The 26,984-nt window shown below is 47.4% G+C and carries 26 protein-coding genes; all 26 read right to left on the bottom strand.

Annotated features, from left to right (window positions below):
• The 26 genes from GC102_RS31805 to atpF all read right to left on the bottom strand — a co-directional run bounded on the left by GC102_RS31805 (position 1) and on the right by atpF (position 26,938).
• Complete coding sequence (locus GC102_RS31805) at positions 1 to 867, bottom strand: flagellar hook-basal body protein (protein ID WP_171693064.1); 867 nt, start codon at positions 865 to 867, stop codon at positions 1 to 3.
• 24 nt (positions 868 to 891) lie between these two features.
• The gene (locus tag GC102_RS31810) at positions 892 to 1,785 is read right to left on the bottom strand and encodes a flagellar hook-basal body protein (RefSeq protein ID WP_171693065.1); all 894 of its coding nucleotides are present in this window, start codon (positions 1,783 to 1,785) and stop codon (positions 892 to 894) included.
• Between the two features lie 28 nt (positions 1,786 to 1,813).
• The gene (locus tag GC102_RS31815; RefSeq protein ID WP_029195639.1) at positions 1,814 to 2,812 is read right to left on the bottom strand and encodes a rod shape-determining protein; all 999 of its coding nucleotides are present in this window, start codon (positions 2,810 to 2,812) and stop codon (positions 1,814 to 1,816) included.
• A 167-nt stretch (positions 2,813 to 2,979) separates the two neighbouring features.
• Complete coding sequence (gene spoIIID, locus GC102_RS31820; RefSeq protein WP_047682268.1) at positions 2,980 to 3,270, bottom strand: sporulation transcriptional regulator SpoIIID; 291 nt, start codon at positions 3,268 to 3,270, stop codon at positions 2,980 to 2,982.
• 269 nt (positions 3,271 to 3,539) lie between these two features.
• Positions 3,540 to 4,277 carry a M23 family metallopeptidase gene (locus GC102_RS31825; RefSeq protein ID WP_171693066.1) on the bottom strand — a complete coding sequence of 246 codons (738 nt, stop codon included), beginning with the start codon at positions 4,275 to 4,277 and terminating at the stop codon, positions 3,540 to 3,542.
• A gap of 82 nt (positions 4,278 to 4,359) precedes the next feature.
• Positions 4,360 to 5,412, bottom strand: coding sequence for a stage II sporulation protein D (spoIID, locus tag GC102_RS31830; RefSeq protein WP_171693067.1), 1,053 nt, complete (start codon positions 5,410 to 5,412; stop codon positions 4,360 to 4,362).
• 792 nt (positions 5,413 to 6,204) lie between these two features.
• Entirely contained in the window at positions 6,205 to 7,524 is a 1,320-nt protein-coding gene (murA, locus tag GC102_RS31835; RefSeq protein ID WP_171693102.1) for a UDP-N-acetylglucosamine 1-carboxyvinyltransferase, read from the bottom strand.
• A gap of 198 nt (positions 7,525 to 7,722) precedes the next feature.
• Positions 7,723 to 7,983 carry a DUF1146 family protein gene (locus tag GC102_RS31840; protein WP_246321231.1) on the bottom strand — a complete coding sequence of 87 codons (261 nt, stop codon included), beginning with the start codon at positions 7,981 to 7,983 and terminating at the stop codon, positions 7,723 to 7,725.
• Between the two features lie 19 nt (positions 7,984 to 8,002).
• Positions 8,003 to 10,531 (bottom strand): S8 family peptidase, encoded by a 2,529-nt coding sequence (locus tag GC102_RS31845; RefSeq protein ID WP_171693068.1) that lies wholly within the window; start codon positions 10,529 to 10,531, stop codon positions 8,003 to 8,005.
• Between the two features lie 284 nt (positions 10,532 to 10,815).
• On the bottom strand, positions 10,816 to 12,327 hold the full coding sequence (locus GC102_RS31850) for an NADH-quinone oxidoreductase subunit N (RefSeq protein ID WP_171693069.1): 1,512 nt from the start codon (positions 12,325 to 12,327) through the stop codon (positions 10,816 to 10,818).
• A 4-nt stretch (positions 12,328 to 12,331) separates the two neighbouring features.
• A complete protein-coding gene (locus GC102_RS31855) occupies positions 12,332 to 13,954 on the bottom strand; it encodes a complex I subunit 4 family protein (protein ID WP_171693070.1) in 1,623 nt (540 codons plus the stop codon).
• Positions 13,944 to 15,875: an NADH-quinone oxidoreductase subunit L gene (gene nuoL / locus GC102_RS31860; protein ID WP_171693071.1), complete on the bottom strand. Its 1,932-nt coding sequence runs from the start codon at positions 15,873 to 15,875 to the stop codon at positions 13,944 to 13,946. The genes GC102_RS31855 and nuoL overlap by 11 nt, the downstream gene beginning before the upstream one ends.
• Positions 15,876 to 15,890: 15 nt before the next feature.
• The gene (nuoK, locus tag GC102_RS31865; RefSeq protein WP_029195649.1) at positions 15,891 to 16,202 is read right to left on the bottom strand and encodes an NADH-quinone oxidoreductase subunit NuoK; all 312 of its coding nucleotides are present in this window, start codon (positions 16,200 to 16,202) and stop codon (positions 15,891 to 15,893) included.
• Positions 16,203 to 16,204: 2 nt separating this feature from the next.
• Positions 16,205 to 16,735: an NADH-quinone oxidoreductase subunit J gene (locus tag GC102_RS31870; protein ID WP_029195650.1), complete on the bottom strand. Its 531-nt coding sequence runs from the start codon at positions 16,733 to 16,735 to the stop codon at positions 16,205 to 16,207.
• Complete coding sequence (nuoI, locus tag GC102_RS31875) at positions 16,728 to 17,180, bottom strand: NADH-quinone oxidoreductase subunit NuoI (protein WP_029195651.1); 453 nt, start codon at positions 17,178 to 17,180, stop codon at positions 16,728 to 16,730. The genes GC102_RS31870 and nuoI overlap by 8 nt, the downstream gene beginning before the upstream one ends.
• Before the next feature lie 59 nt (positions 17,181 to 17,239).
• Positions 17,240 to 18,244, bottom strand: a complete 1,005-nt coding sequence (gene nuoH, locus GC102_RS31880) for an NADH-quinone oxidoreductase subunit NuoH (protein ID WP_171693072.1) — start codon at positions 18,242 to 18,244, stop codon at positions 17,240 to 17,242.
• On the bottom strand, positions 18,244 to 19,344 hold the full coding sequence (locus tag GC102_RS31885) for an NADH-quinone oxidoreductase subunit D (RefSeq protein ID WP_171693073.1): 1,101 nt from the start codon (positions 19,342 to 19,344) through the stop codon (positions 18,244 to 18,246). The genes nuoH and GC102_RS31885 overlap by 1 nt, the downstream gene beginning before the upstream one ends.
• A gap of 3 nt (positions 19,345 to 19,347) precedes the next feature.
• Positions 19,348 to 20,391 (bottom strand): NADH-quinone oxidoreductase subunit C, encoded by a 1,044-nt coding sequence (locus tag GC102_RS31890; protein ID WP_171693074.1) that lies wholly within the window; start codon positions 20,389 to 20,391, stop codon positions 19,348 to 19,350.
• Positions 20,388 to 20,906: a NuoB/complex I 20 kDa subunit family protein gene (locus GC102_RS31895; protein ID WP_029195655.1), complete on the bottom strand. Its 519-nt coding sequence runs from the start codon at positions 20,904 to 20,906 to the stop codon at positions 20,388 to 20,390. The genes GC102_RS31890 and GC102_RS31895 overlap by 4 nt, the downstream gene beginning before the upstream one ends.
• Positions 20,891 to 21,256, bottom strand: coding sequence for an NADH-quinone oxidoreductase subunit A (locus tag GC102_RS31900; protein WP_171693103.1), 366 nt, complete (start codon positions 21,254 to 21,256; stop codon positions 20,891 to 20,893). The genes GC102_RS31895 and GC102_RS31900 overlap by 16 nt, the downstream gene beginning before the upstream one ends.
• 231 nt (positions 21,257 to 21,487) lie before the next feature.
• The gene (locus GC102_RS31905; RefSeq protein ID WP_171693075.1) at positions 21,488 to 21,892 is read right to left on the bottom strand and encodes a F0F1 ATP synthase subunit epsilon; all 405 of its coding nucleotides are present in this window, start codon (positions 21,890 to 21,892) and stop codon (positions 21,488 to 21,490) included.
• Between the two features lie 54 nt (positions 21,893 to 21,946).
• Entirely contained in the window at positions 21,947 to 23,344 is a 1,398-nt protein-coding gene (gene atpD / locus GC102_RS31910) for a F0F1 ATP synthase subunit beta (protein ID WP_171693076.1), read from the bottom strand.
• Between the two features lie 45 nt (positions 23,345 to 23,389).
• Entirely contained in the window at positions 23,390 to 24,247 is an 858-nt protein-coding gene (gene atpG, locus GC102_RS31915; RefSeq protein WP_171693077.1) for an ATP synthase F1 subunit gamma, read from the bottom strand.
• 128 nt (positions 24,248 to 24,375) lie between these two features.
• Positions 24,376 to 25,890 (bottom strand): F0F1 ATP synthase subunit alpha, encoded by a 1,515-nt coding sequence (gene atpA, locus GC102_RS31920; RefSeq protein WP_171693078.1) that lies wholly within the window; start codon positions 25,888 to 25,890, stop codon positions 24,376 to 24,378.
• Positions 25,891 to 25,922: 32 nt separating this feature from the next.
• Positions 25,923 to 26,456: a F0F1 ATP synthase subunit delta gene (locus GC102_RS31925; RefSeq protein ID WP_171693079.1), complete on the bottom strand. Its 534-nt coding sequence runs from the start codon at positions 26,454 to 26,456 to the stop codon at positions 25,923 to 25,925.
• Positions 26,453 to 26,938: a F0F1 ATP synthase subunit B gene (gene atpF, locus GC102_RS31930; protein WP_171693080.1), complete on the bottom strand. Its 486-nt coding sequence runs from the start codon at positions 26,936 to 26,938 to the stop codon at positions 26,453 to 26,455. Before atpF ends, GC102_RS31925 begins: the two co-directional genes overlap by 4 nt.
• Positions 26,939 to 26,984: the final 46 nt, after the last annotated feature.

Raw genomic sequence — 26,984 nt, forward strand, 5'->3', positions numbered from 1 at the left:
TCAGGCGCGCAAATTATTAGCGATATTCATCATCTGATCCGAAGATGTAATAGCTCGGGAATTGAGTTGAAGCGCTCTTTGCACGATAACCAGATCTGTCATTTCATCCGAAAGCGTAACGTTAGATTGCTCCAGAAAACCCTGCATAAGACTAACACGGTTAGCTGGGTTATCAACTAAGGGGTTCACATCTTGTAAGATATTCGCCTTCTCAGCAGCCGTTATGCCATTAGGAATAGCATAAAGGTTATCTCCAACGTCTTGGAGCAGCTGTGGACGTACAACGCGAACTAGCTTGATCTGTCCCAAATTAATGGGTGCTGCACTTGGGTCCTGTTCATTGTATCCTTTGATCGTACCGTTCGGTTCAACGACAGGTCGGAAACCAGCCGGCACACGAATCGGGTTGCCATCCACACCAGTGATGAAATGACCTTCTTTGGTCGTAAGTACAGTTCCGCCAGTCGCATCCGGACTTAAACTGAAAGCACCATTACGAGTCCAAGCAGGCTGGAACACGGGGTTGCCGTTCTCATCAGCCTTACTAACGGATACTTCAAATAATCCGTCACCTTGAATAGCAAAATCCGTCACATTCCCCGTGGACTGAATCGGTCCTTGGGTCAAATTCGTCTGGATTTGCACCAGCTTGGAGCCCCATCCTTGGTTAAAACCAAGAGGTGAGAAGCGACCTTGCTGACGGAATCCTTCTGGCTGCGATTTGACGTTAGTCAAAACGTCCTCGAAGGAGGCTTCCTTCTTTTTAAAACCGTTCGTATTCACATTCGCGATATTATTGGAGAGAATATCCAGCTTTTGCTGTAAGCTATGCATGGATACCGATGAGTTAATCATGGAATTGTTCATGGTCCTGCCCCTTCGCAAGCTAGATTAGACGCGCCCAACTTCATTCGCGGCTTTTTCCATACTTTTATCATAAGATTGGATGACTTTTTGGTTTGCTTCATAAGCGCGAAGCGCTGACATCATATCGACCATCGATTGCGCAGAATCAACATTAGAGCGTTCTATGAAACCTTGACGAACCTCTACTTGGTCACCTACAGCAACCTGCGTTATAGTCGCTTCGTCGCCTGGATTAATGCGCAGCAGACCGTTACCTTCACGCAGTAATAGATTCGGATTCTCTGCACGCGAGAGCATCAATCCTACGGGTTGGCCAGTCGGCCCCAGAAGGGGAAGACCATTCCCATCAAGGAACTCACCCTTGTCTGTCACCTTGAAGGAATGAATTGGTTGACCCGCTCCATCAATCAACAACATGGGTTGTCCATCTCGACCTAGCACAAGGTTCCCGTTGGCATTAACTAGCTGGCCTGCAGTATCAACGGTGAACTTCCCGTTCAAGGAATACCGCTGCTCACCATCAGCGTTCAACACCGTAAACAGGGCCTGTGGCTGAAACGTGCGTTCTCCGTCCGCATTCACGAACTTACCTGAAGCATCAAAGTTCATACCAGGCACTTGTATTTTCGAAACAAGAGCAAAATCGAAAGGGTTTTGCGTTTCCTGCAAATCACCCTGTGCATGAATGGAGATACTCTCCTCGGAGAATACGCCTAAACTCATCTTCCCAAGGGGAGCTGTCGAGGCACCTTGTCCACCGCGAATCGTCGATATCAGCATCTCCGGGAACGATCGAGACAAAGCATTGCCTTGTTTAAATCCAGGGGAATTAATGTTGGCAATATTATTCGTAATGGTGTCGTGTCTGCGCTGTTCGGAGATCATGCCTGCCGCCGCGGTATACAGTCCTCTTAACATCTCTTCACCTCTTGGGTAGTATGTCTAATTAAAATTTACGTTTGGTAACCTTATCTAAGTTATCGAGCATAATGCCTGTTCCTTTAACGACACAGGACATTGGATCTTCCGCAATTAATACAGGTACTTTCAGTTCGTCCGCCAGCAGTTGATCGAGCCCATGCAGCAATGCTCCGCCACCTGTCAAAATAACACCGCGGTCAATAATGTCTGCCGATAGCTCTGGAGGTGTTCGCTCCAATACACTCTTCGCCGCAGTCACGATGGAGGATACTGGATCCCACAGCGCTTCCTGAACTTCACTGGAGTGAATCGTGATCGTAAGTGGTAAACCGGATACCATATCTCTACCGCGAATATCCATCTCTTGATCTCTACCGTGTGGATATACCGTTCCGATTTTCAGCTTAATATCTTCGCTCGTCCGTTCACCAATCAGCAGCTTGTACTTATTTTTGATATATTTCGTGATGGCAATATCGAATTTGTCGCCAGCAATCTTAATGGAGGAGGAGGTGACGATGTCACCCATGGATAACACGGCCACATCCGTCGTCCCTCCACCGATATCTACAACCATATTGCCGCTAGGCTGGAAGATGTCCATACCGGCACCAATTGCTGCTGCCTTCGGTTCTTCTTCCATGAATACCTCTCGGGCACCGCTGCGCTCAGCTGCTTCGCGGATCGCCTTCTGCTCAACCGAGGTGATGTTGGTAGGGGCGCAGATCAGTATTCTCGGATGAGAATACCAATTCTTGCCCCCTACTTTTGCGATAAAATGCTTCAACATCATTTCCGTAATATCAAAGTCCGCAATAACGCCATCTTTCAATGGACGAATCGCGATAATGTTGCCTGGAGTTCTACCCACCATGCGGAAAGCTTCTTCTCCTACAGCCAGCACGCGTTTCGTATCGCTTTCAATCGCTACTACGGAAGGCTCATCGAGCACGACACCGCGTCCTTTTACATGAATAAGCACATTCGCCGTGCCGAGATCTATTCCAATATCCTTGCTTAACATTTCTAGTTAATCCTCCCTAAACCTACCGTCCATCCCGTGAAGAATCGGCGCTCTTATATATAGTTCTAATTATAAGCTAAATTCGCTATAAATGCATTAATTCCTCTTTTTGCGTGAAATTTCGACACGGGAAGTATGAAGGAAACCTTTCGGGATGAAGGATACTTTTAGGACTTGACCGTGACCAGGTTTTCGGAAAGCTTCGGATTTCGAGTTTTTCGGTACTTAATTTTCGTCGCTTCTCCTCCTCTTAGGTGCCTGATGGACTTGTGATACTCCAGAATGTGCTTCACCTGATTGGCCAGGTCCGGGTTGATTTCCGGTAGTCTTTCCGTCAAATCCTTGTGCACCGTGCTTTTGGAAACGCCGAATTCCTTAGCAATGGTGCGAACCGTATTCTTGGTCTCGACGATACAGGTACCAATCTTAATGGTTCGCTCTTTGATGTAATCGTGCACTCCCCTCGCCTCCCTACTCGAGATAGTTTGGTAAAGTATATGAGGGGCATGACTAGATATTCTACGTAGCCAAGCCTGACAAGCCCATTTCCCATATTTATTTTCAAAATAATCAAGAATAATCGATTCTGGCGTCCTTCGGACAAGCATTTTTGGTAAAAGTGAAACGAAGCAAAGTAAAAACTACTCCTTGTATCCATGCAAAAAAGCAGCAGGATGTACCCGCTGCCCTTATTTTATGTAGGCGGTAGCCTATACGTGGAAACTGATTACTGCTTAGCGTTTAAAAGCGTTTCTGGATTAACCGCTGCATTATCACTAACTTGGCGGACTTCAAAGTGCAGATGCACGCCGTCCTCTTTTTCGAACTCGTTGCGTCCTGCTTTGGCAATGATGTCGCCTTTTTTCACTTCAGCGCCTTTGGCTACTTTCACCTCAGACAAGCTTTGGTAAACACTGATCAAGCCGTTGCTGTGTGTAATTTCGACGAGACTGCCAACAACCGGATTCTGTTCAACCGCAGTCACCTTGCCACTCAGAGCAGCTAATACTTCGAAGGCTGCGCCATCTTTGGCTTTCAAGTCAATAGCAGTATGAGGCGTCAATTGATCGTTATATTGGATCATTGCCGTCTGCTTCACTTCATTCGTTGCATTCGTGTCATAGAAGGGGATGGAGACATCGACCAGTGTTCTGTCTTTAACAGGCCACTGTATCGTTTCGGTTTGCGCGTTGACCGCGACCGCCCCGTCCGGTGCTTTGGTAGTATCTGTCGCTTTGTCGCTGCTGCTAACCTTAATGCCCAGATCTGCTTCGCTGACTGTCTTCTTCCCGGCGTCCTGGTACACCCACATTAAGGTTAAGATAATTGCTGCTGCTGCCATATACGTTGCTGGGAATACCCACTTCTTAGCAAGCAACTTCTTCCATGTGGATGTCGTACTTTGCGCTCCTTGTGCAGTTTTAGGAGCTTCTTCTTTTTGAAAACCTTTGTTTTGATCATTCATGGTTATCACCTCATCAACCATTCTTGACACATTTAAAGGTTTTATACTTGAAGAAAGATATTTTTATAGAAACGTTAAAGGATTACGATTTTTGGATAAAAGGTGTCGCTTTTTCGATAGAGATGCCTGTGTAATAGTAGGTTACGATTTGCTCCGCGGTTTTACCTTCCTTCGCCATTCCATTGGCGCCCCATTGACTTAAGCCAACACCGTGGCCATATCCGTAGGTGGTAATCGTGATTTTGGAGCCTGACCATTTCCATGTAAATTGAGAGGATGCTAGTCCTAGCTTCTCTCGTACTTCACGACCTGAAAATATTTTACCGCCAATGGTTATGGATTTAATCCGGTGACCGGTCGACCATGCTAGTACTTTCATATTTTTGGCGCTTGTACCTGTTGTTGCTATACTCGTAACGCCTAGCTTCTGAAGCATACTCTTGTAACTGAGATCAACGGTTTCTTGATAGCGAGATGATAGCTTTATATCCCAGGGGCTTGGCACACTGCGCAGGTAGGGACTCTTGAATGGCCAGTAATCTTCTGAGTTTTCGGTGTATCCATTACTTGTCGAGAAAAAGGTGGCGTTGATAGGTTTATGCTCATAAGTGAGGATTAGATCTTTGGTTTCATTCACGGCTCTATCGATTTTGGCCATATTCGACTCGTAACGCTTGTCCCATCTGTCTCTTAGCTCTTGTTCCGTGATATAAGCTTGATGCGCAGTTGTGTCTGTCACAAGTGCATCGCTAACCGGCATATTGCTGTAATCCTTCTCTAGCACTCTACGCACGACATAAGTCCTAGCCGCCATAGCCTGCGCTTTAAGCGCCTCCAGTTCGAATTCGACCGGCATTTCGGCGGCGAGCACACCTTTCACATACTGTTCCAGCGGTACCGTCTCAATCGACGCTTTCTTGGTCAGATACACGGGAATCATTAGGCCTTGTTCGGTGATTGTTTCCTCGGTCAATCCGTTTTTCGCAATTTGGATGGGAGGTGGCGCGCCGCCATCCGGAATCTTTTTAACTAGCAAACCTGGAACGATAATAGTCACACATAGCATGGAAGATAAGCAAACAGCCATCCAAAGGATGACCCTGTGGTTAATCACGCGTTTCTTCTTCAACATCATCTAAGCAGCCTCCATAAGCGCGTTTACTAGTAGGTAGTTGATATGACTTAGCTTATGAGAGGGATTGCTAGAATAGAACAATGGACTATCTTGTAAAATGCGTGAGATTACGGATGCTAGAGCATCCGGGGAACTTCAACTGTTGCTTGTAAGTGTGGAGCCACCTGCTTTTCCCATCCCTACGAGATGCTTTTGAGCAGGGTTGTATTTCGTCAACGTTGTTAGACAACATTCCAATCTCCCCAAGGAAACCGCCCTAATGTTCACAAAATAGAGCGCCGATTCATTCATCCAATCTAGTTCTACATGGAGGTATTTTAAAACAGAATCCATGACCATATATGCTCTCTTAAGGTTGCTGGATGAATGAATTTATATGCTCGGTTGAATGATGTTGTACAAAGTGCAACAATTACTGCCTAGATCCCGCCTCACACCCTTCGTTGTTGCATAATGTACAACATTTGGACGCTACACAGGCCATTTCGTAACAAATAGGTTCGAATTGTTGTACAAACTACAACATCAACTTGCAAAATAGCCTTTTGGCATGTGACTTGTTGTAGATAGTACAACATTGGTAACCACTATATCCCATCTACCTTCATGAAGCTGCTCTAAGACTCTAAAATCGTAATTTTGAGTTTTGCCTACCAGTTGTGAGGAGGCATAAACAGCATAGCGTGTTGATGGGCATCCACTAGATATGCAACAATCTGCATATTCTCCGCCTGCTCTAAAGCAAAAAAAGAACCATCGGAGTAACCCCCCGATGGTTCTTCAAACACAATTCTAAGCAAGCGTCGGCTGGATGTTGAAAAAACCCAACTCCGCAGCTTCCTGCTCCACTTCTTGCGGCACCGATCTGTGAATATCGGCACCTAGCTCACGCAGTACGTCAGTAATATCGACATACCCGCGATCAATATGGTGAACGCCGGTAATCTCGGTTTCACCTTCTGCAGCTAGCGCCGCTAGAATGAGGGCCGCCCCTGCCCGCAGGTCTGTTGCGCATACTTTCGCGCCCTGCAGCTTGGCATTGCCGCTCACGATAGCTGTACGGCCATCGACTTTGATATGAGCGTTCATGTTCGAGAACTCCTCGACATGCATGAACCGATTCTCGAACACGGTCTCGGTCACGAGGCTCGTGCCGTCCGCCACCATCAGCAGCGCCATCATTTGCGACTGCATATCGGTTGGGAAGCCCGGATACGGCAGCGTCTTCACATCAACCGCACGAAGCGGCCCCGAAGCGCGGACACGAATACCGTTCTCATCTTCTTCGATGATAACGCCCATTTCTTGCATTTTAGAAATAACAGGTCGGAGATGGTCACCAATGGCGCCCTCCATATACAGTTCACTACCAGTAATAGCTGCGGCAATCATATATGTACCCGCTTCTACGCGATCCGGAATAACCGTATGTACAACTCCACGAAGTTTCTCTACGCCTTCTATGCGAATAACACCTGTTCCTGCCCCGCGAATCGTCGCGCCCATGGCATTCAAGTAATTCGCCAAATCGACAATTTCCGGCTCTTTAGCAGCATTCTCAATGATGGTCGTACCCTCAGCGAGCGTAGCTGCCATCATGATGTTCTCGGTTGCGCCTACACTGGCTACATCGAGATAAATTTTGGCACCCTTCAGGCGCCCTTTCACTTTGGCTTCGATATACCCTTGACCCAGTTCAATATCGGCACCCATCGCTTCAAAGCCTTTGAGATGCTGATCAATTGGCCTTGTGCCAATCGCACAGCCGCCTGGGAGCGAAATTCTCGCTTGACCAAGCCTTGCTAACAAAGGACCCATCACTAGGAAAGAGGCTCTCATTTTACGGACTAGATCATACGATGCTTCACATGTGTTAATGTTATGAGCACGAACACGAATAACCTGACGGTTATATTCCACTTCAATACCTAAGCTTTGCAATACTTTATTAATGACTAGTACATCGTCAAGGGGAGGCGCATCATGGATGACGCTTTCACCTTCCGAACCCAGAATGGAAGCTGCAATAATCGGTAGAACCGCATTCTTTGCTCCGTTGATTTTCACATTGCCAGCTAACTTTCGGCCACCGCGGACGATAATTTTGCTCATCATGGTCCCTCCGCGCACTTATTTTAAATTACAAGGTTTTGCACATTTCCTAAGTTTATCATTTCAACCCGTACAGTTACAACTGTGTTCTTTTGGTATTCCGACTGACCTACATAGAGTTCGGAGAAGGTTTCATTTTTCGATCCGTTCTATTATCCATTGTTGACAACAAACTTGCGCATTATTCGAAAAATATGATTAAAACATCTTACCGAAGCCCATGGAAAGGCCTAAATACTGGATAAAAAAACTAGCAACCAAGTGTCCGAGGGCAATAGAAAGCAAAATTTGCAGCATAATCGCTTGAGCAGCTTTAGGCCTTTTGAGCAGGACATCGAAGCGGAACGCTTGCAGCGCCCACCACGATAGGCCAATACACATGATGTAGACAGCAATATCCACCATATTCATCATCGAAGCATATTTCGCCGCTTCATTCCATTTGTCTGTATCTGCCATAAGTCACTCCTCTTCGGTTTTACCGATTCATTACTTTAGCGAGCAGTGTTACGAATTCAGCTCGTGTTGCTTGCTCATCAGGCCGGAAGGTGCCGTCCGAATAGCCGCTTATCCAACCATCCGCCGACATTTGTTTCAGGATTCCCACACCCCAATACGTATCATTCACATCGCTAAAAGGGGAGCTGCCCCGTTTTTTCCCTGTCATATTCATGCTGCGGGCAAGCATCTGTGTCATCTCCATACGTGTAAGCGTACGATCAGGCCCGAATGTTCCATCCGGGTAACCGTCCACAATATTTGCTTGAACCGCTTTGGCTACGTAATCGTAAGCCCAATGCGAAGCATCCATATCGTTGAAACGCAGCTCCTGACGTTTAGACAGTTTCAAAGCTCGCGTCAATACCGTTGCTGCCTCTGCACGCGTAATGGGCTGATTGGGAGCAAAACGGTAGTTTCCGTAACCACTGATCACACCTTGTTCCGTAAGTTGGCTAATGGCATCCTTTGCCCAGTGTCCATCAATATCAGCAAATCCGCTCACCAGCGCGTAGCTGCCAACTTTTAACCGATACATTTGACTCATAAACCATTGGTTGGCTTGAAGCTTGATATAATAGGTGCCTGCAGGCAGGGTTTTCTCGATAAAGAATTGATCCGTACCATAATCATTTCGATATATGCCTTGTTCCTTCAAAGAACTATCATATAGCGTTGCATATAAAATGCGTGATGTCGGTATGTTCGTTAACCGCACTTGGGCGAGACCGTCCTTGCTCATGCGGAATTCGAACCAATCCACATCATCACTTTTGTTAAATACACCCTCATACACGGAATTCATCGCAGCAAAAGTAGCTTGATACGATTTATCATTCGGCTCATTCGGATCGATCAGCTTCGGCGTGTATTCAATTTCTAACGTATACTCACCTGTAATCGGTTCTGAGTAATCCTTCATATTACTGACACGAATGTAATACTGACCAGGGAGCAGATCCATTTGGGAGCTGACCTCAATGCCTCCATCTCCGGCTTGGTCGATCGTAATCGACTTCTCCCCTTCCTTTTGAAAAAGGATCATCGGATCTATGCGTCCTGTATCTACGGATAGCCTGATTCGCATTGTACCTGAGTTTTTTAGGGATATTGCAAACCAATCCAGATCTCCTTTTTGATGAAAAGTACCTCGGATAGATTGACTCCGATCAGGTAAAACGAATGCTTTATACTGCTTATCATTATCCTCAAATGGATCCTTATAAATAACAAAATCCGTCCGCATCGAGTAATTCAACGCCGTCTTGCGGGAACGATCAACCGTCTGCAGCTGTACATACGTGCGCCCTTTGGTCACAGGAACCGTGAAAGGCTGACTTCCGTCCGATGTACTATTCGCGATAAATGTTTCTCCAGAGTCGAAACGCACTCGGACACCCGAGCTATCTGCGCTATTCAGCCATAATTTAATAAACCCATCATAGGCCGCATCAATGGCGTACCAATCTTGGTCTTGCGCCGAGCTAAGTACAGCTTTAACAGCCGTATGAACCGGCAATATGGCAGCCTGATTCATATTTTCGTTAGGCTCAAAGTAATCCTCACTATACGGCTTCGTCAGTGCCAAATCCGCTCTTAACAACCCATAGCCCGTTCTGGAATCCCATCCCCCTGACGACAAGTCTTCTGCCGTCTGCTCGAGCTGTGCGCGAACTTGATACACGTTCATACTCGGGTATTTGCCCCATACCAAAGCTGCAGCTGCAGCAACCTGGGGTGCAGACATGGAACTTCCATCTTGATACTGATAGCCGCCACCCAGTGCTGTTGTGTATACATCCCAGGGCGCCACAAGATCCAGCTCCGGCCCAAAGTTCGAACGAGGGTCAGCAAGCCTTTCCGAGTTAACGCCCCCTACAGCTAGAACAGTTGGATATGCCGCGGGGTATTTCACACTTGTACTTTCATTACCAACAGCGGCAACGAGCAGTACATTACGCTCCTCTGCATACTGCACAATGCCTTCCATATAATCGGAATATTTGTTCAGCCCTAGGGAAAGCACAACGATTTTCGCGCCGTGATCCACTGCGTACTTAATGCCTTCGCCAAGCTTTGCTTCGCCGCCTGTACCGTCGGCCTCCAATGCTTTGATTGGCATAATTTTGGCATTAGGAGCTATGCCTGCAATCCCTTTATCGTTATTGAACGTGGCCGCAATGATACCTGCTACGTTCGTTCCATGTCCATTATCATCTTGAGGCTTTTTCGAAGGCTGAAGCAGATTCACACCATCTACTAAATTACCTACTAAATCAGGATGTACAAGATCAACGCCAGTATCGACGACCGCTACGACAATGGGTGTACGGGAATCTCCTGCCGCAGCCCATGCTTGATCGATGTGGATCATGTCCAAATAGGTTTGTTTCACCCTCATAGGATCCGTTGACACCGGGTAGGCTGCTTCTACTTTCGTTATCATCCCTGTAAGTCCCACAACAAGCATCATTAGTATAATGAGCCAAAGGTGTCGAGCACGTTTCATGAAATCACAAGTCCTTTTTGTTGTATGATCTTTTTTCCTTCTCTATCTATACCACATTACCCGTCTTCTCGATATATATAACGGTTTTTCGTCGCAAAAAGTTCAGAACTTGAGCAAATATTTTTGCATGTATGTATGGGATGGCAGTCAATCATTCTCCTGTATATTGTACATCGAAATGACAGGTCGTGAAGCGTTTGGAATAATTTGCTGTAAAAGCGATAAATGATAACACAAAAAAGCCTTCCCCCACATCTTAAGCAGGGAAAGGCTTATTCATAAATTTACATAATCAGAAAATCCTTCGTCAAGGTGAAAATGGCTTCGATGCCTTTCAGCACAAGGTGTGGAACAACGCCCAACGCCACGCTGATGAGAGCACATGACCAAACCGTTATCCCTAACGGAATCGACACCTTAATCTCGACAGGCTCGTAATCGCTGCGCATAAACATTTGGCGTACGATGCCGAAATAGTAGTAGAAGGATACGACGCTAGTAGCGATCATCAGTGACCCTAGCCAATAGTGCTGGGTCTGCATCGTTCCCAGGATGATGTAGAGCTTCCCGAAAAACCCGCCAGACAAAGGAATACCGGCCAATGAAAGCACGATGAGCACCATGGCTACGGCTGTTATTGGGGCCCTGTAATAGAGACCAGCGAAACCTTTCGCCTCGGTATGGCCTTCTGCCTGCTCAATAATCATCAGCACAGCGAAAGCTCCGATGTTCATAAACAAGTACGCGATCAGATAGAAAATAAATTCAGAGAAGTTCGCGTAATGGGTACCGGAAAAGTAAGTTCCGATCGGAACGAGCAAGTAACCTGCATTGGCAATACCTGAGTAGGCCAAAAGCCTTTTCATATTCGTTTGCTTCAGCGCAATAAAATTACCGGTTACCATCGCGATGGCAGCCATCACCGATATGGCCAGGAACACGTCCGATTGAAAACTGCTGTCTTCAAAGCTGCTAAATCCAAACAGCACGTAGAATACGCGGAATAGGATGGCAAAGCCGGCTCCCTTGGACACGACAGCCAAAAATGCCGTCACAGGCGTCGGTGCGCCTTGGTACACATCCGGTGCCCAGCTGTGGAACGGGGCAGCAGCGATTTTGAAACCGAAGCCAGCTAACAGCATGAAGAATGCTACATAAAGCAGAGGCTCGTAAGCAGTTACGAGTGATGGAAGAGCAGCGCCAATCTGCGATAAATTGCTGGAACCGACCATCCCGTATAGGAAAGACATGCCATACAAGATGATTGCGGATGAAATACCGCCCATGACCAAATACTTGAAGGCACCCTCGTTAGATTTGTTATCTTTCTTCTTCATAGCAACGAGCAAGTACGAAGTAATACTCAACAGCTCCAACCCAACGTACAACGTGATAAGGTCACCCGAGGATGACATAATCATGGCGCCGAGCGCGGCAGGCAGATAGAAGTAGTAATACTCCCCGACATGTGGAATGGCATCTTCTTTGATGAAGCCTAAGCTCATTAAGACAACGAAGCCCGTACCTGCTAAAGTGAACAATTTGAGTAGATTCGAGAAGTCATCCACTCTGTAGCTATTATTGAGCAGCCCAATAGCCTCTTCTGGATTCAACTGCAGAACAACGAATATCGCAGAAATAGCAATGCCAACCAACGTCAGCCATCCAATTATCGAGCGACTAAGCCTATTAGGGAGGACCAAATCCAAGAGAGATAGGATGATCGCGGTGGCAACCAGCGAAAGCTCAGGGAGCAGATGCACTAAATCAGCGACATGGAGTCTTATCTGTTCCACCGGTCTAACCTCCTATCTTCCCGGCTACGCTGTGGATCAATTGATCCAAGCTGCCTATCGTTTGCTGAAGCGGCTGACTCAGCACGCTTGGGTATACACCGAGCAAGAGAATGAACGCCACCAATGTAATCATCGGCACGGCCTCGATTAATCTGGCGTCGCGCATGCCTTGCAGCTGTAGGTTCGGCTGTTTAGGGCCGAACGTGATGTTCAGAACCCCGCGCAGCACGTAAACCGCGGTGAAAATGATCCCAAGTGTACCAACAATCGCGTACACTCGGTGCGTTTCGAAGAGTCCGAGAAACGCAAGGAATTCACTGATGAAGCCGGATAAGCCCGGCAATCCGAGCGATGCCATACCAGCGACCAGCAGAATGCCGCTGATGAAAGGTATGGACGACGCGAGACCACCTAATTGGTCGAGCTGCGTCGTTTGGGTCCGCTCGTAGATACTGCCTACGAGCAAGAACATCAGGGCCGAGATGAGGCCGTGTGAGATCAGTTGGAACACGGCGCCCTGCAGGCCCGACACGTTGAACGCGGCGAGACCGAGCAGGACGATGCCCATGTGGCTAATACTCGAGTAGGCCAGCACGAGCTTGAAGTCCTTTTGTACCATGGCGAGAATCGCGCCGTACACGATGTTGATGACGCCGAGGAGCGCCAGCATCCAGGCCCACTGCTTGGCTTCCCCCGGGAAGAACAGAATGCCGAATCGGATGAGGCCGTAGGCCCCCATTTTCAGCAAAATCCCGGAGTGAATCATAACAACAGCAGGCGGAGCCTCTGTATGTACTTTGAGCATCCATGTATGGAACGGGAAGATCGGCAGCTTAATGCCGAAAGCGACCAGCAGCATAATGAACACGGTCCACTTCATGGCCTTGCTAAGGAAGAACGGCGTTCCTTCTTGATTGACATAAGCGGCGGGATCTTGCAGCAAATTATGTGCAATCGTATGAATGTCACCGCTGTAGTAAATGACAGCTTCTGTCTGCGAAGGCACCTGGTTGAATCCAGCCGTACTGACTAGAATTAAGAACGCGATCAACATGATCGCCGAGCCAAGTCCATTGTAAAGCAGGAAGCGATTGGCAGCTTGCTCCCGATTCATATACCCCCAAATACCAATTAAGAAGAACATCGGTACGAGTGTAATTTCGAAGAACAAGAAGAACAAGAATAGATCCTGTGATAAGAAAACTCCGAACATGCCGGTTTCGAGCAGCAAGAAAAGAATGTAGTACGTTTTCCAGCGTTTCTTAATATACACCGAGGCTAAAGCAGCCATTGACGATACAAGTGCGGTTAGAAACACGAGCGGCAAGGAGATGCCGTCAACCGCCAACGAATACTTAAACTCGAAGAAATACGAAGTAATTTGCTGAATTCCCTCATGGTTAAGCGGAACTTTGATCCAATCCAGCTGTTCTTTATACTGTATCGGATCACCCTGATAATTGTAATCACTATACAACCACGCCGCCAAAATAAGCGGGATCAGTGTCGTGACAATACCAATTGTTTTAATCAAACGGCCTTGATCACCACGGATGAAGAGCAAGACCAGAACGCCAAGCAGAGGCGAGAAGGCAATCATACTTAGGATGGGTATACTAGCCAGCATGGATGAACCTCCTTCCTGCGATGGCGAGTACCAGAATCAGCATCCCCAAAATCATGATGACACCATAGGTTTGTAGTTGACCATTTTGGAGACGAGAGCCTAATCGCCCTAGTCCGACCACAGTAAAGGCGACCAAACGCACAATACCGTCAACGATATACACATCAAACAGTTCGAGTATCCAGCCTAAACCGCGAAGCGGTTTTACAATGACACCCTCATAAATTTCATCAATGAAATATTTACGATTCAGCAGCGTATACAGCCAAGGCATTTTACTGGAAACCACATCGCGCGGAATCGTACGTTTAAGGTAGATCAAGTAACCGAGCCCAATTCCCAGCACACCAGCCAGTGTGGACAAAATAATGACAGTCCAATTGGCTTTCTCATCATGATCATGTCCTGTCAACCACTGACTGAGCCATTCGTTAAACGGCGTATTCACAAAGCCCGCAACAACCGCAAGCACAGCAAGAATAATCAATGGCGTGGTCATTGTTGCCGGAGATTCATGGGGTTCATGAGCGGTATGCGCTGCATGACCATGATCGTCGTGATTGTCATCAGTTGTCTTTGCTTTGCCTCTAGGCGATCCCATAAACACGAGGAAGAACAAACGCGACATATAGAACGCGGTGAAGAAGGCAGCAATGACACCGACCCAGAACAAGAGCTGGTTATGCTCGTATGCTTCCGTCAGGATCATATCCTTCGACCAGAACCCCGCGAAAGGGAAAATACCTGACAGTGCCAGCGTGCCTATCGCGAATGTCCAGGTCGTGATTTTCATTTTGCGGGATAAACCGCCCATTTCGTTAATGTCTTGCGTATGTACAGCGTGAATCACACTGCCTGCGCCTAAGAAGAGCAGCGCTTTGAAGAAGGCGTGCGTGAACAAATGGAACATACCAGACGTGTAGGAAACACCAATCCCGAGCGCCATCATCATATAGCCGAGTTGACTCACGGTCGAGTAGGCGAGAATGCGTTTGATATCGTTCTGAGCAATACCAATCGTTGCCGCAAAGATCGCTGTGAAACCACCCACATAAGCTACAACAAGCAAAGCATCCGGTGATGCGTGGAAAATATCAAAGGTACGCGCAACTAGGTACACCCCAGCGGCAACCATCGTTGCAGCGTGGATTAGCGCACTGATCGGCGTCGGACCTTCCATGGCATCTGGCAGCCACGTATGCAGCGGAAATTGACCAGACTTGCCCATCGCGCCGATGAAGATCAGAATAGCAATCCATGTGATGATCGTTGGGTCGATTTTGCCCGTAGTAAAAGCATTATGAATAGATGTGAAGTCAAGTGCATGCCCTGGCATATACCAGAACAGCAGCAGAATGGCAATAAACAGGCCCACGTCCCCTATGCGGGTAACGATGAATGCCTTTTTCGCAGCAGCCTTCGCCTCTGGCTTGAAGTACCAGAATCCGACGAGCAGGAAGGAACATACTCCTACAAGCTCCCAGAAGATGTACAGCTCCAGCATATTTTCTGAGATGACAAGGCCAAGCATGGAGAAGGAGAACAAAGCGATGTAGCCAAAAAACACATGAATTCGCTCGTCGCCTTTCATATAACCTTTGGAATAAATGTTCACCAGCAAAGACACCAGTGTTACAATCACGAGCATCAAGGCGTTCAGATTGTTAACCTCAAAGCCCATATTCAGCGTGAAATCGCCAACTTGCAGCCAATGCAGCTTATTCCACGTGTAATCTTCCACTTTGCCGCCAATTCGCTCAACGAAAATCAGCAAAGCCACGATAAATGATGCCAACATCGCGAAAATACTGATGTAAATACCTAAATCTTTTAATTGACGTCCCATAGCCGTAAGCGCTAGAAAAGCAAGCAGCGGAAACAACGGAATGAGCCAGGCGTACTGTGAATAGTCCGATACCATATCCTTGTTAGCCTCCTAGCGCTTCATAGAATCCAAATCCGTAACTTCTACTGTCCCTTTATTTCTGTAAATGGTAATTAGGATCGCGATACCGACAGCCGCCTCAGCAGCTGCTATGGTGATGTTGAAAAGCGAGAAAATCTGTCCGGTAAGAGCCGGATGGTCACCAAGCTTCGAAAAGGCAATCAAATTCAAGTTTACCGCATTCAGCATAAGCTCAATCGAAAGCAGGACGATAACCCCGTTCTTCTTCGTTAACGCACCATATAAACCGATGCAGAACAGGATTGCCGCCAGCGTGAGATAGGGAGTAATAATATTGCCCACAGCTAATCCTCCTCTCTCTTCGCGACCACGATGGCACCGATAAAGGCTACCGTCAGCAGCACCGACATAATTTCGAAAGGAATAACGTGCTCGTTATAGAGCAGCTTTCCGATTTCTAGTGTGTTATCCTTGCCAGCATCCAGGGTACCCGAAGCGACGAAGGTCGTTTTTTGAATAGCATAAAATAACACTCCGAACAATCCCAAAGCACCAATAATCGCTAGGCCTTCATGCCAAGGACGCTTGGGCTCCTCTTCTTCCCCTTGTCTGTGCCTCGTCATCATAATACCGAAAATCATCAGAATCGAGATTGCTCCTGCGTAGATCAAGACCTGCACGAAAGCTACAAACTCAGCCTCCAAAATGACATATAGCCCCGCCAAACTAATGAATGTAAGAGCAACGGCAACGACCATGTGAACGACTTTGGTAAAAGAAATCATGAAGATGGCTCCGCCAATTGCAAGAAGAGCGAAGACGAAGAAAGCCCAGCTTGAACCGTTGGATAAGAAATCACCAATTCCGCTAAACATCTTTCTTGGCCCCCCCTTTTGGCAAGGCTGAGTTGTTCTCTTGACGGATATTTTGCGTGTTCTCGCTTAACCACTGCATATTTTTGAACAGATCATCACGACTGTAGGTACTCAGCTCAAAATTGTTCGTCATGACGATTGCTTCTGTCGGACAAACCTCAGTGCAGAGATCACAAAGAATACAAATCTCGAAGTTAATATCGTACGTATCGATAACCTTACCCTTTTTCTCCGGGTCTGGATTCGCTTTACCTGTTAGGGTGATACACTCCGTCGGACAAACGCGTGCACATTGATTACACACAATGCATTTCTCTGGATCAAAATATTGAATACCGCGAAAGCGGTCCGGCATTTTAATCGGGACGTCAGGGTATGCGTACGTTATTTTTTTCTGCGTCATACTTTTAAACGTTACGCCTAAACCTTTCATTATGCCCTTCATTCGTTTCCCTCCTTAGAGTTTCCGTAGGAAACTTGCATCGTAAGCTTGCTTTAATGTTGCTATGTGATGGTCATTATGATCGCCGTAATCAGCATATTAGCCAGTGCCAGTGGAAGCAGCACTTTCCAACCGAATCCCATGAGTTGGTCTACCCGTACCCGAGGCAGCGTCGCGCGCAGCCAGAATAGGAAGAACACAACCGAAGAGAATTTCAACAGGAACCAGATAATACCCGGAATGAAATCAAGGAATGGGAACGGCGAGTGCCATCCACCCAGGAAAATCAAGCTCGTAAGGGAAGCAATGACGAACACGTAAACATACTCCGATAGCATGAAAAAAGCGAAGCGGAAACCACTATATTCCACATGATAACCAGCAACTAGCTCAGACTCCGCTTCCGGCAAGTCAAACGGCGTTCGATTGAGCTCCGAGACACCGGCTATAACGAAAATGATAAAGCCTAGAATCTGGGGAATAAAATTCCAATGCCAGAAACCACCTGTCTGATGATCAACAATCGTATGTAGATTTAGACTACCTGTCATCATGATGACACCGATAACTGAAATGACGAGCGGTACCTCATAACTAATCATTTGAGCCGCGGAACGCATACCGCCTAGCAGCGCATATTTGTTATTCGATGCCCAACCGCCGAGGATAATACCAATCGTAGAAATCCCCGTTAAGGCTACATAAAAGAGCAGACCGACATTCAAATTGGCATTAAACAACCGATCCGAAAATGGAATCGTCGCAATAATCGTGAACGAAGGGATAAATGTAATGATAGGCGCCAGAATGAAAAGCTCGCGCTCTGCTTTTTTAGGAATCGTATCCTCTTTGATTAGAAGCTTGAAGACGTCCGCAACACTTTGCAGAAGCCCGAAAGGCCCCGTTCGGTTTGGACCGATCCGCATCTGCATCCAGCCGATAACTTTACGCTCGAAGTAGATCGCATAGGTTACGAAGCCCAGAACGAGCATCAGCATGACGACACCCCAGAAAAAGAAAACGAAGAAGTTCGTCCAAGTTAGACTCTCCTCCAGTAAATTCACCATTAGGCATCCACCTCCCCAACGACAATATCGATGCCGCCTAGAATCGTAATCAAGTTGGTCATCGACTCACCGACCAGCAGCTTGGGCAAAATTTGCAGATTCACGAAGGAGGGTCTGCGGAATTTCAGACGGAAAGGCTCTGCTTTGCCCCTCGATATAATATAGCAGCCAATTTCCCCGCGCGGAGACTCAATAGCCGAATAAACTTCCCCTTCTGGAGGACGAATGACTCTAGGCACTTTGCCCATGGTTTCGCCTTGCTCAGGAAACTGTTCCACGGCTTGCTCTAGGATACGTAGCGATTGCTTGACTTCCTCCATACGAAGCAAGTAACGATCATAGCAGTCACCGCCGGTGCGAACAGGTACGTCGAACTGGAAGCGGCTGTACAGGCTGTACGGCTGCGTTTTGCGGATATCCCAGTCTACACCCGTACATCTTAAGTTAGCTCCGCTAAGGCCATACGCAATGGCTGTCTCTGCATCATACTTGCCTACACCCTTGATACGGGATAGAAAGATTTCATTCCCCGTTACTAACGTGTGATACTCTTCCAATTTACCGTACATATAAGGAATAAATTTCTTAACTTTATCGATCCAACCCTCTGGAGCGTCCCACTTCACCCCGCCTACACGCATGTAGTTGTAGGTTAGACGAGCGCCGCATAATTCATTGAACAGATCAATGATAATTTCCCGATCACGGAACGCATATAAGAACGGGCTCATGGCACCAATGTCCAGCAAATAGGTTCCCCACCACACCATGTGAGAGGCGATACGTTGAAGCTCCATTACGATTAAGCGAAGGAACTCCGCTCGTTCTGGTACTTCAAGCTGCATCATTTTCTCTACGGCATTCACAAGCACGTAGTTGGTTGTCATCGCCGATACGTAATCCATACGGTCTGTGTAAGGAATAATTTGTGTATAGCTAAGGTTCTCAGCTAATTTCTCTGTTCCTCTATGTAGATAGCCCATCACGGGTATTGCTTCTTTAATAACTTCTCCATCCAGCTTCACGATCACGCGGAAAACCCCGTGCGTACTAGGATGCTGAGGACCAACGTTTAACAGGAGTTCTTCTGTCCGTAACACGAGCTACACCTCCGGGTCAAGCGGTTCGTAATCTTTGCGCAGTGGATGGCCGACCCAATCGTCAGGCATCATGATTCTTACTAAGTTAGGGTGACCTGGGAAATCGATACCCAGTAGGTCATACACTTCCCGCTCATTCCAATCCGCGGTAGCCCATACTGGAGCCACAGAAGGAATGCTTGGCTGCTCTCGATCTGTTTTCACTTTCACACAATACTCATTCTTATGTGTTAGGGATAGCAGATGATACGCCACCTCTAGGTGCGTCTCTTGGTCCACGCCCGAGAGATTGCGCAAGTAGTTGCAGCGAAGCTCCTCATGATCTCTGAGCGTCAGCGCGGCCTGCAGCCAGCGTGAGCTGTGTATGACCACGTAAGGGCGATGCGCGTCCCTTTCGTTGATGAATGCGTCGACGACGGCGTCTTCGCCAACGTCGGCTTTCAAGATCGCGACCAGCCGATCAAGCAGCGGCTGGTTCGGTGAAGGCTCCTTCGGCGCTTCAGGCTCCGCCGACTCGGTCTTCGCCCCGCGTGCGCTTGCTCGCGCAGCGCGAGCTTCTGCGGCGGCCTGAGCTTTGGCCGCCTTCTCTTCGTCCCCAGCGTCCGCAGACGCTGATGACGCTGCTGCAGCCGACGTGGGCTCGCCCGTCGGCTCAGCGGCCGCCCGCGCAGCTTGGCGGGCAGCTCTCGCCGCGGCACGCTCCGCTGCCGCGTCACTCGCAGCTGGCGCGTTAGCGCTCACAGCTGCATCGCTGCCCTTTGCTGCGCCCGCGTCGCCGCTGCCTGCAGCTCGCTCCGCAAGCTCAGCCGCAGGCGCGTCGCTCGGCTCGCTCGTCGTCTGCGCAGCAGGGTCAGCGGCCTGCTTCTCCGCCGCGCGATCAACCGCAGCTTGCACGTCCGCACTAAGCGGTGTCTTACTAGCGCGCGCCTCTGGCGTAAGCTCGCCAACTTCAGCGATGGCTTCCTCCAACGGCGATTCATTCACTATCTTACCATCAGCAGTTGGAGACGGGACTACCTTCTCCTCCGGCTTCTTCTCATCACTCATCGATTGGTCACCTGCTTCCCAGTCTTCGCTTCATAGCGAATCTTCTCCTGAAGCTTGTTTATCCCATAAATGAGTGCAGCCGGGTTCGGCGGACAACCCGGAATATAAACATCAACCGGAACAATTTGGTCAACTCCCTTAACAACGGAGTACGACTTCACATAAGGTCCACCTGCCGTAGCGCAGGACCCCATCGCAATGACCCATTTTGGTTCAGGCATTTGTTCGTAAAGACGGCGCAGCAAAGGAGCCATTTTCTTCGTTACTGTCCCCGCCACAATCATGACATCAGATTGTCTTGGAGACGTACGGAAGATGACTCCGAAACGGTCTAAATCATAGTGAGATCCGCCGGTACCCATCATTTCGATGGCACAACAAGCCAGACCAAAAGTTAACGGCCAAAGCGAATTACTGCGAGCCCAAGCTTTCACTTGCTCCAGTGTCGTCATAAAGACATTACGGTTTAATTCTTCCCGCTCTTCGGGAGATATCGACTCTAGACTGAAGTCCATTGCAGCACCTTCTTCTTCCAAGCGTATATTAATCCAATGGCAAGCAAGGCTATAAAAATACACATTTCCACTAAGGCAAAAAGTCCGAGCTGATTAAAAGCAACAGCCCACGGATACAGGAACACGGTTTCCACATCAAAGATGACAAACATCAAAGCAAATAAATAATAACGAATGTTAAACCGGATTTGTCCCTCACCAACTGGCTCATTACCACTCTCATACGTCGTATACTTCTCATCGACGGGTTTACTCGGTCTTAACCATTTGCCTACCGTTAGCGCTACCATAGGGAGAAGAATACCTAACCCTAGAAAAATCGCTACGATTACATAGTTATTTGTATACATCATGTGAATGTAACCGCCTCCATTCGTATTTGCTTTTCTTATGCGTGCTACTAGTTTTGGTAATATTCACCTACAATATTATAACAAAAAGCCTTTTGGGCGTCGATGACTAATTCCAAACCACACTTTTCATTCCTAGTGAGTAGATTTTCCATATTTATCTTTTATTAATCTTCCTATTCGAAAAAAAGCGGAGGAACCAAAGTTCCCCCGCTTTTCATCAAACATCTATTATTTCCCGGACACACTGATACGATTTAATGCTCTTTGAAGAGCGGCTTCCGCACGTTTGAAGTCAACGTTATCTTGCTTTGTTTCAACAAGACGTTTCTCCGCACGTTCTTTCGCTGCTTTCGCACGATCAATATCAATTTGTTCAGGTAGCTCGGCGCTTTCCGCCAAAATAACCACCTTATCCTTGCGCACTTCCATGAAACCGCCGTTCACTGCGATGACTTCGTCTTTAGAGCCCGTTTTCTTCACAGTAATCGGTGCAATTCTAAGTGGAGTGACCAATGGAATGTGATTAGGCAGAATTCCAAGCTCCCCTTCAGCACCCTTCACGCTAACCATGTTCACTTGTTCAGCGTACACTTTGCGCTCCGGTGTAACAATTTCCAGTAGGAATGTACTCACTTGGATTCTCCTTCCTTAGAGTTTAGCAAAAACCGTCCTTGGCAGATGCCAAGCTTACAGTGTTTTTGCTTTCTCGATAGCGTCCTCGATCGTTCCCACGTTGTGGAAAGCTACTTCAGGAAGGTTGTCGTGCTTACCTTCAAGGATTTCTTTGAAGCTACGCACAGTTTCTTTCAATGGTACATAAAGACCTGGGAAACCGTTGAACGGCTCAGCTACGTGAAGCGGCTGAGACAAGAACAAGCGGAGACGACGCGCACGTTGTACAGTCAATTTATCCTCATCGGATAACTCATCCATACCCAAGATTGCGATAATATCCAGAAGCTCTTTGTAACGTTGAAGAATTCGTTTAACACCTTGTGCTGTTTTATAGTGATCTTCGCCAAGTATTTCTGGCGTCAAGATACGGGAAGAGGAAGCAAGTGGATCTACCGCAGGGAAAATACCTGCTGCAGCAATACTACGCTCCAAGTTCGTTGTTGCGTCCAAGTGAGCGAAAGCCGTTGCTGGAGCCGGATCCGTATAGTCATCGGCAGGAACGTAAATCGCTTGAATGGAAGTAACGGAACCTTTTTTCGTGGACGTAATACGCTCTTGCAGTTGACCCATCTCTGTTGCCAGAGTTGGTTGATAACCTACTGCTGATGGCATACGGCCCAGCAATGCGGAAACCTCAGAACCTGCTTGAGTAAAGCGGAAAATGTTATCGATGAAAAGAAGAACGTCTTTGCCTTCTTCATCACGGAAATACTCAGCCATTGTCAAACCGGACAAAGCTACGCGAAGACGCGCGCCTGGAGGCTCGTTCATTTGACCGAATACCATCGCTGTTTTTGCGATAACGCCGGAGTCTTTCATCTCGTGGTAAAGGTCATTACCTTCACGAGTACGCTCTCCAACGCCTGCGAAAACGGAGATACCGCCATGCTCTTGTGCAATGTTGTGGATCAACTCTTGCATCGTTACGGTTTTACCTACACCCGCGCCGCCGAAGAGACCGATTTTACCACCCTTAACATAAGGAGCCATAAGGTCGATAACTTTAATTCCTGTTTCAAGAATCTCTGCTTTTGTTGACAAGTTCTCGAAAGCTGGAGCTTCTTTGTGAATGCCGCTTGTAAATGTACGGTCAACGCCTTCGATACCATCGATTGGCTCTCCCAATACGTTAAATACGCGACCTAGTGTTGCTGCTCCAACCGGAACGGTAATTGCAGCTTTTGTATCTTCAGCTGCTGCTCCACGAACAAGTCCGTCAGTTGAGGACATTGCAATACAACGAACCAGGTTATCACCAAGGTGAACAGCTGCTTCGACTGTCATTGTGGATAGTACGCCATTATCATTTCTTTCAATCTTGATTGCATTCAAAATTTCAGGGAGTTGTCCGCGTTCGAACTCAATGTCGACGACTGGCCCTGTAATTGTTACAACGCGCCCTTTGCTCATGGTTTCCCTCCTAAGAAAAGCTTTGCTTCCGTAGAAGCTTTAATATCATGCGTTCGCGTTCGCTCCAGCAACGATTTCCGATATTTCCTGGGTAATCGAAGCTTGACGCGCACGGTTGTAGGCTAATGTGTAGCCGCTGATCATTTTCGTTGCGTTCTTCGTAGCGGAGTTCATCGCTGTCATTCTCGCACCAAACTCACTTGCTTTACCTTCCAATACAGCACTGTAAATAAGCGTTTCAGCATATTTAGGCAGCAATACTTCCAGAACGCCTTCTGGTGATGGCTCATACTCATAACTTGCAGCAGCCACGCCAGTTACTTCTTCCATAGGAAGCAGGCGGATCATGGTTGGAATTTGGGTAATCGCATTTTTGAATTGGTTGTATACCAAGAACAACTGGTCATACGTTCCGTTTTCGAAGTTCTTCACTGCTGCAGTAGCTACAGATTTAATATCCGCGAATTTCGGTGAATCCGGAACGCCTGTTACTTCTTCTACAATTGGCATGTTGCGTTTGTGAAAGAAGTTGCTGCCTTTACGTCCGATTACAAAAATCGAATATTCAGCTGTTGATTTATGGTTTTCACGAATCTCGGTCATGACCTTCCGCAACACGTTAGCGTTGTAGCCTCCAGCCAATCCACGATCCGAGGTGATTACTAAATAGCCTGTCTTCTTCACTTCGCGTGACTGTAACATCGGGTGTTTGATCCCTTTGCTTCCAGCTGCGATGCTTTGAACGACTTCTTTCAACTTATCGGAGTAAGGACGTGCTGCTTCCGCAGAACGTTGTGCTCGTCTCAAATTCGCTGCAGAGACCATTTCCATCGCTCTCGTAATTTGTTTCGTGTTTTGTGTGGACTTGATTTGGCGCTTAATCTCGCGCATTCCTTTTGCCATACCTGCTCACCTCTCTTTTGAGGCTTAGAAAAGCCTTCATTCGAAGACCTGAATTCAGGCGATCAGCCTGCCCAGGATTAACATGGTAGGCAAAGCTCCACTTCAACATGAAGCTCTGCCATCATGATTTATTCAGAAGCTGCGAAACTCTTTTTGAATTGAACAATTGCTTCTACTAGCGCTTTATCGTTATCCGGAGTGATGTCCTTCGTATCACGAATGCTGTGTAGAATTTCTGGACGGTTCGATTCCAAGTAAGCCAAGAATTGACCTTCAAAACGCGTTACGTCTTGAACAGGAAGATCATCCACATGCCCTTTAACAACCGTGTAAAGGGAAGCAACTTGCTTTTCCAAAGACATCGGTTGGTGAACACCTTGTTTCAAAATTTCAAGCGTACGAACACCACGGTCCAAACGCGATTGAGTAGCTTTATCCAAGTCAGATCCGAATGCAGCAAATGCAGCAAGCTCACGATATTGTGCCAAGTCAACACGAAGTGTACCGGCAACTTTTTTCATCGCTTTCGTTTGTGCAGAGCCCCCTACACGGGATACAGAGTTACCAACGTTAACCGCTGGACGCTGACCTGAGTAGAACAAGTCGGATTCTAAGAAGATTTGTCCGTCCGTAATCGAAATTACGTTCGTAGGAATGTAGGCCGAGATATCGCCTGCTTGTGTCTCAATGAAAGGAAGTGCCGTCATGGAACCGCCACCTAGCTCATCATTCAGTTTCGCAGCACGCTCTAGAAGACGGGAGTGCAAGTAGAAAACATCCCCTGGATAAGCTTCACGACCCGGTGGACGACGAAGCAAGAGGGACAACTCACGGTAAGCAGCTGCTTGTTTGGACAAGTCATCATAGACGATCAACACGTGCTCGCCTTTGTACATGAAGTACTCACCCATTGCGCAACCTGCGTATGGAGCCAACCAAAGCATTGGTGAAGGCTCAGAAGCAGAAGCTGTTACAACGATTGTGTAGTCTAAAGCGCCAGCGTGACGAAGTGTTTCAACAACACCTACGACAGTGGATTGCTTTTGACCGATAGCAACGTAGATACATTTAACGCCGTTGCCTTTTTGGTTGATGATTGCATCGATTGCAATCGCTGTTTTACCTGTTTGACGGTCACCGATGATCAACTCACGTTGTCCACGGCCAACCGGTACCATCGCGTCAATCGCTTTGATCCCTGTTTGCATTGGCTCATGTACCGATTTACGGGCCATAACGCCTGGAGCTGGGGATTCGATTGGACGGAATCCAGTTGTTTCGATAGGACCTCTACCATCGACTGGTTGACCCAATGGGTTAACAACACGGCCTAGTAGTGCATCACCTACAGGGATTTCCATGATACGGCCAGTACGTTTAACTTGGTCGCCTTCACGAATATCTTTGTAAGGTCCGAGAATAACGATACCTACGTTGCTTTCTTCCAAGTTAAACGCGTAACCTAGAACGCCACTTGGAAACTCAAGCAGCTCGCCTGCCATTACGCTTTCCAAGCCGTGAGCACGAGCGATACCATCACCAACTTGAATGACTGTACCTACATCAACCACTTGGATATCGGAATTATAGTTTGCTATCTGTTGTTTAATCAATGAGCTGATTTCTTCAGGTTTGATACTCAACGAACTTCACCCCTATTCTTACAGTGCTTGTGTTAAACCAATGCTTTGGACAAGCGATCTAGCTTGCCTGCCAAGCTTCCATCATATAAACGATCACCGATACGTACTTGTACGCCGCCGAGCAGCTTAGGCTCAACCACGGACGAAACACGAATCGTTTTACCTGTTACTTTGCTAAAATGTGAGGCAATTTCCGTTTGCTGTGCATCCGACAATACGAATGCCGAGTAAACGATTGCGCTCGCTTGCCCGAGTGCTTCATTCGCAACCTTGACATAATCACTCACCAAAGCGGAAAGAATGGATTGTCTACCTTTATCGATCAAGACCAACAGCGTGTTCCACACCGGTTCGGAAACATTGCCCTCGAAAATCTGCTTCAGCAGGTCCGTTTTGACGGTCGTCCCGATATTCGGATGGTTCAGGAACTTCTGCAAGTCTGCATTATCCCTAATCGCACTAGCTACAGATTTAAGCTCTTCTTCAACTTGGGAAATGATATTCTTTTCCTTCGCTACTTCGAATAAAGCTTTGGCATAACGCTTCGCTACGACGATGTCACTCATACGTTGCCTCCTACCTCTTTGAGGTAATGCTCAACAAGTTCTTCTTGTGACTTTTCGTCGATTTGTTTCTCAATAATTTTGGATGCGATCAGAACGGACATCGCGCCAACTTGGCTGCGAAGAGCGGCAACCGCTTTGTTCTTCTCATTTTCGATATCTTTAAGCGCTTCGTCTTTCAGACGAGTTGCTTCTGCACTAGCTGCGTGAATAATATCATCAGCTTGCTTGGAGCCTGTGTGCTTCGCTTGCTCAATGATGTCGTAAGCTTCCTTGCGAGTTTGTTGCAGCGCTTGCTTTTGTTCCTCCAACAGTTGCTCAGCCTGCTTGCGGCTAGTTTCAGCTGTTTGAATTTGGTCTTTCACCAATTGTCTGCGTTTCTCCATCATGCCGAACAGAGGACCGAACGCAAATTTAGAAAGCAACAAATATAAAATTAAGAACGCGATAAGTTGTATCCAAAATGTGGACCATTCAATATGCAAGTAACGTCACTCCCTTCTGATAACATGGGCAAAACGAAGGCGTGGT

Source organism: Paenibacillus germinis, assembly GCF_013141785.1.
Classification (GTDB): domain Bacteria; phylum Bacillota; class Bacilli; order Paenibacillales; family NBRC-103111; genus Paenibacillus_E; species Paenibacillus_E phytorum.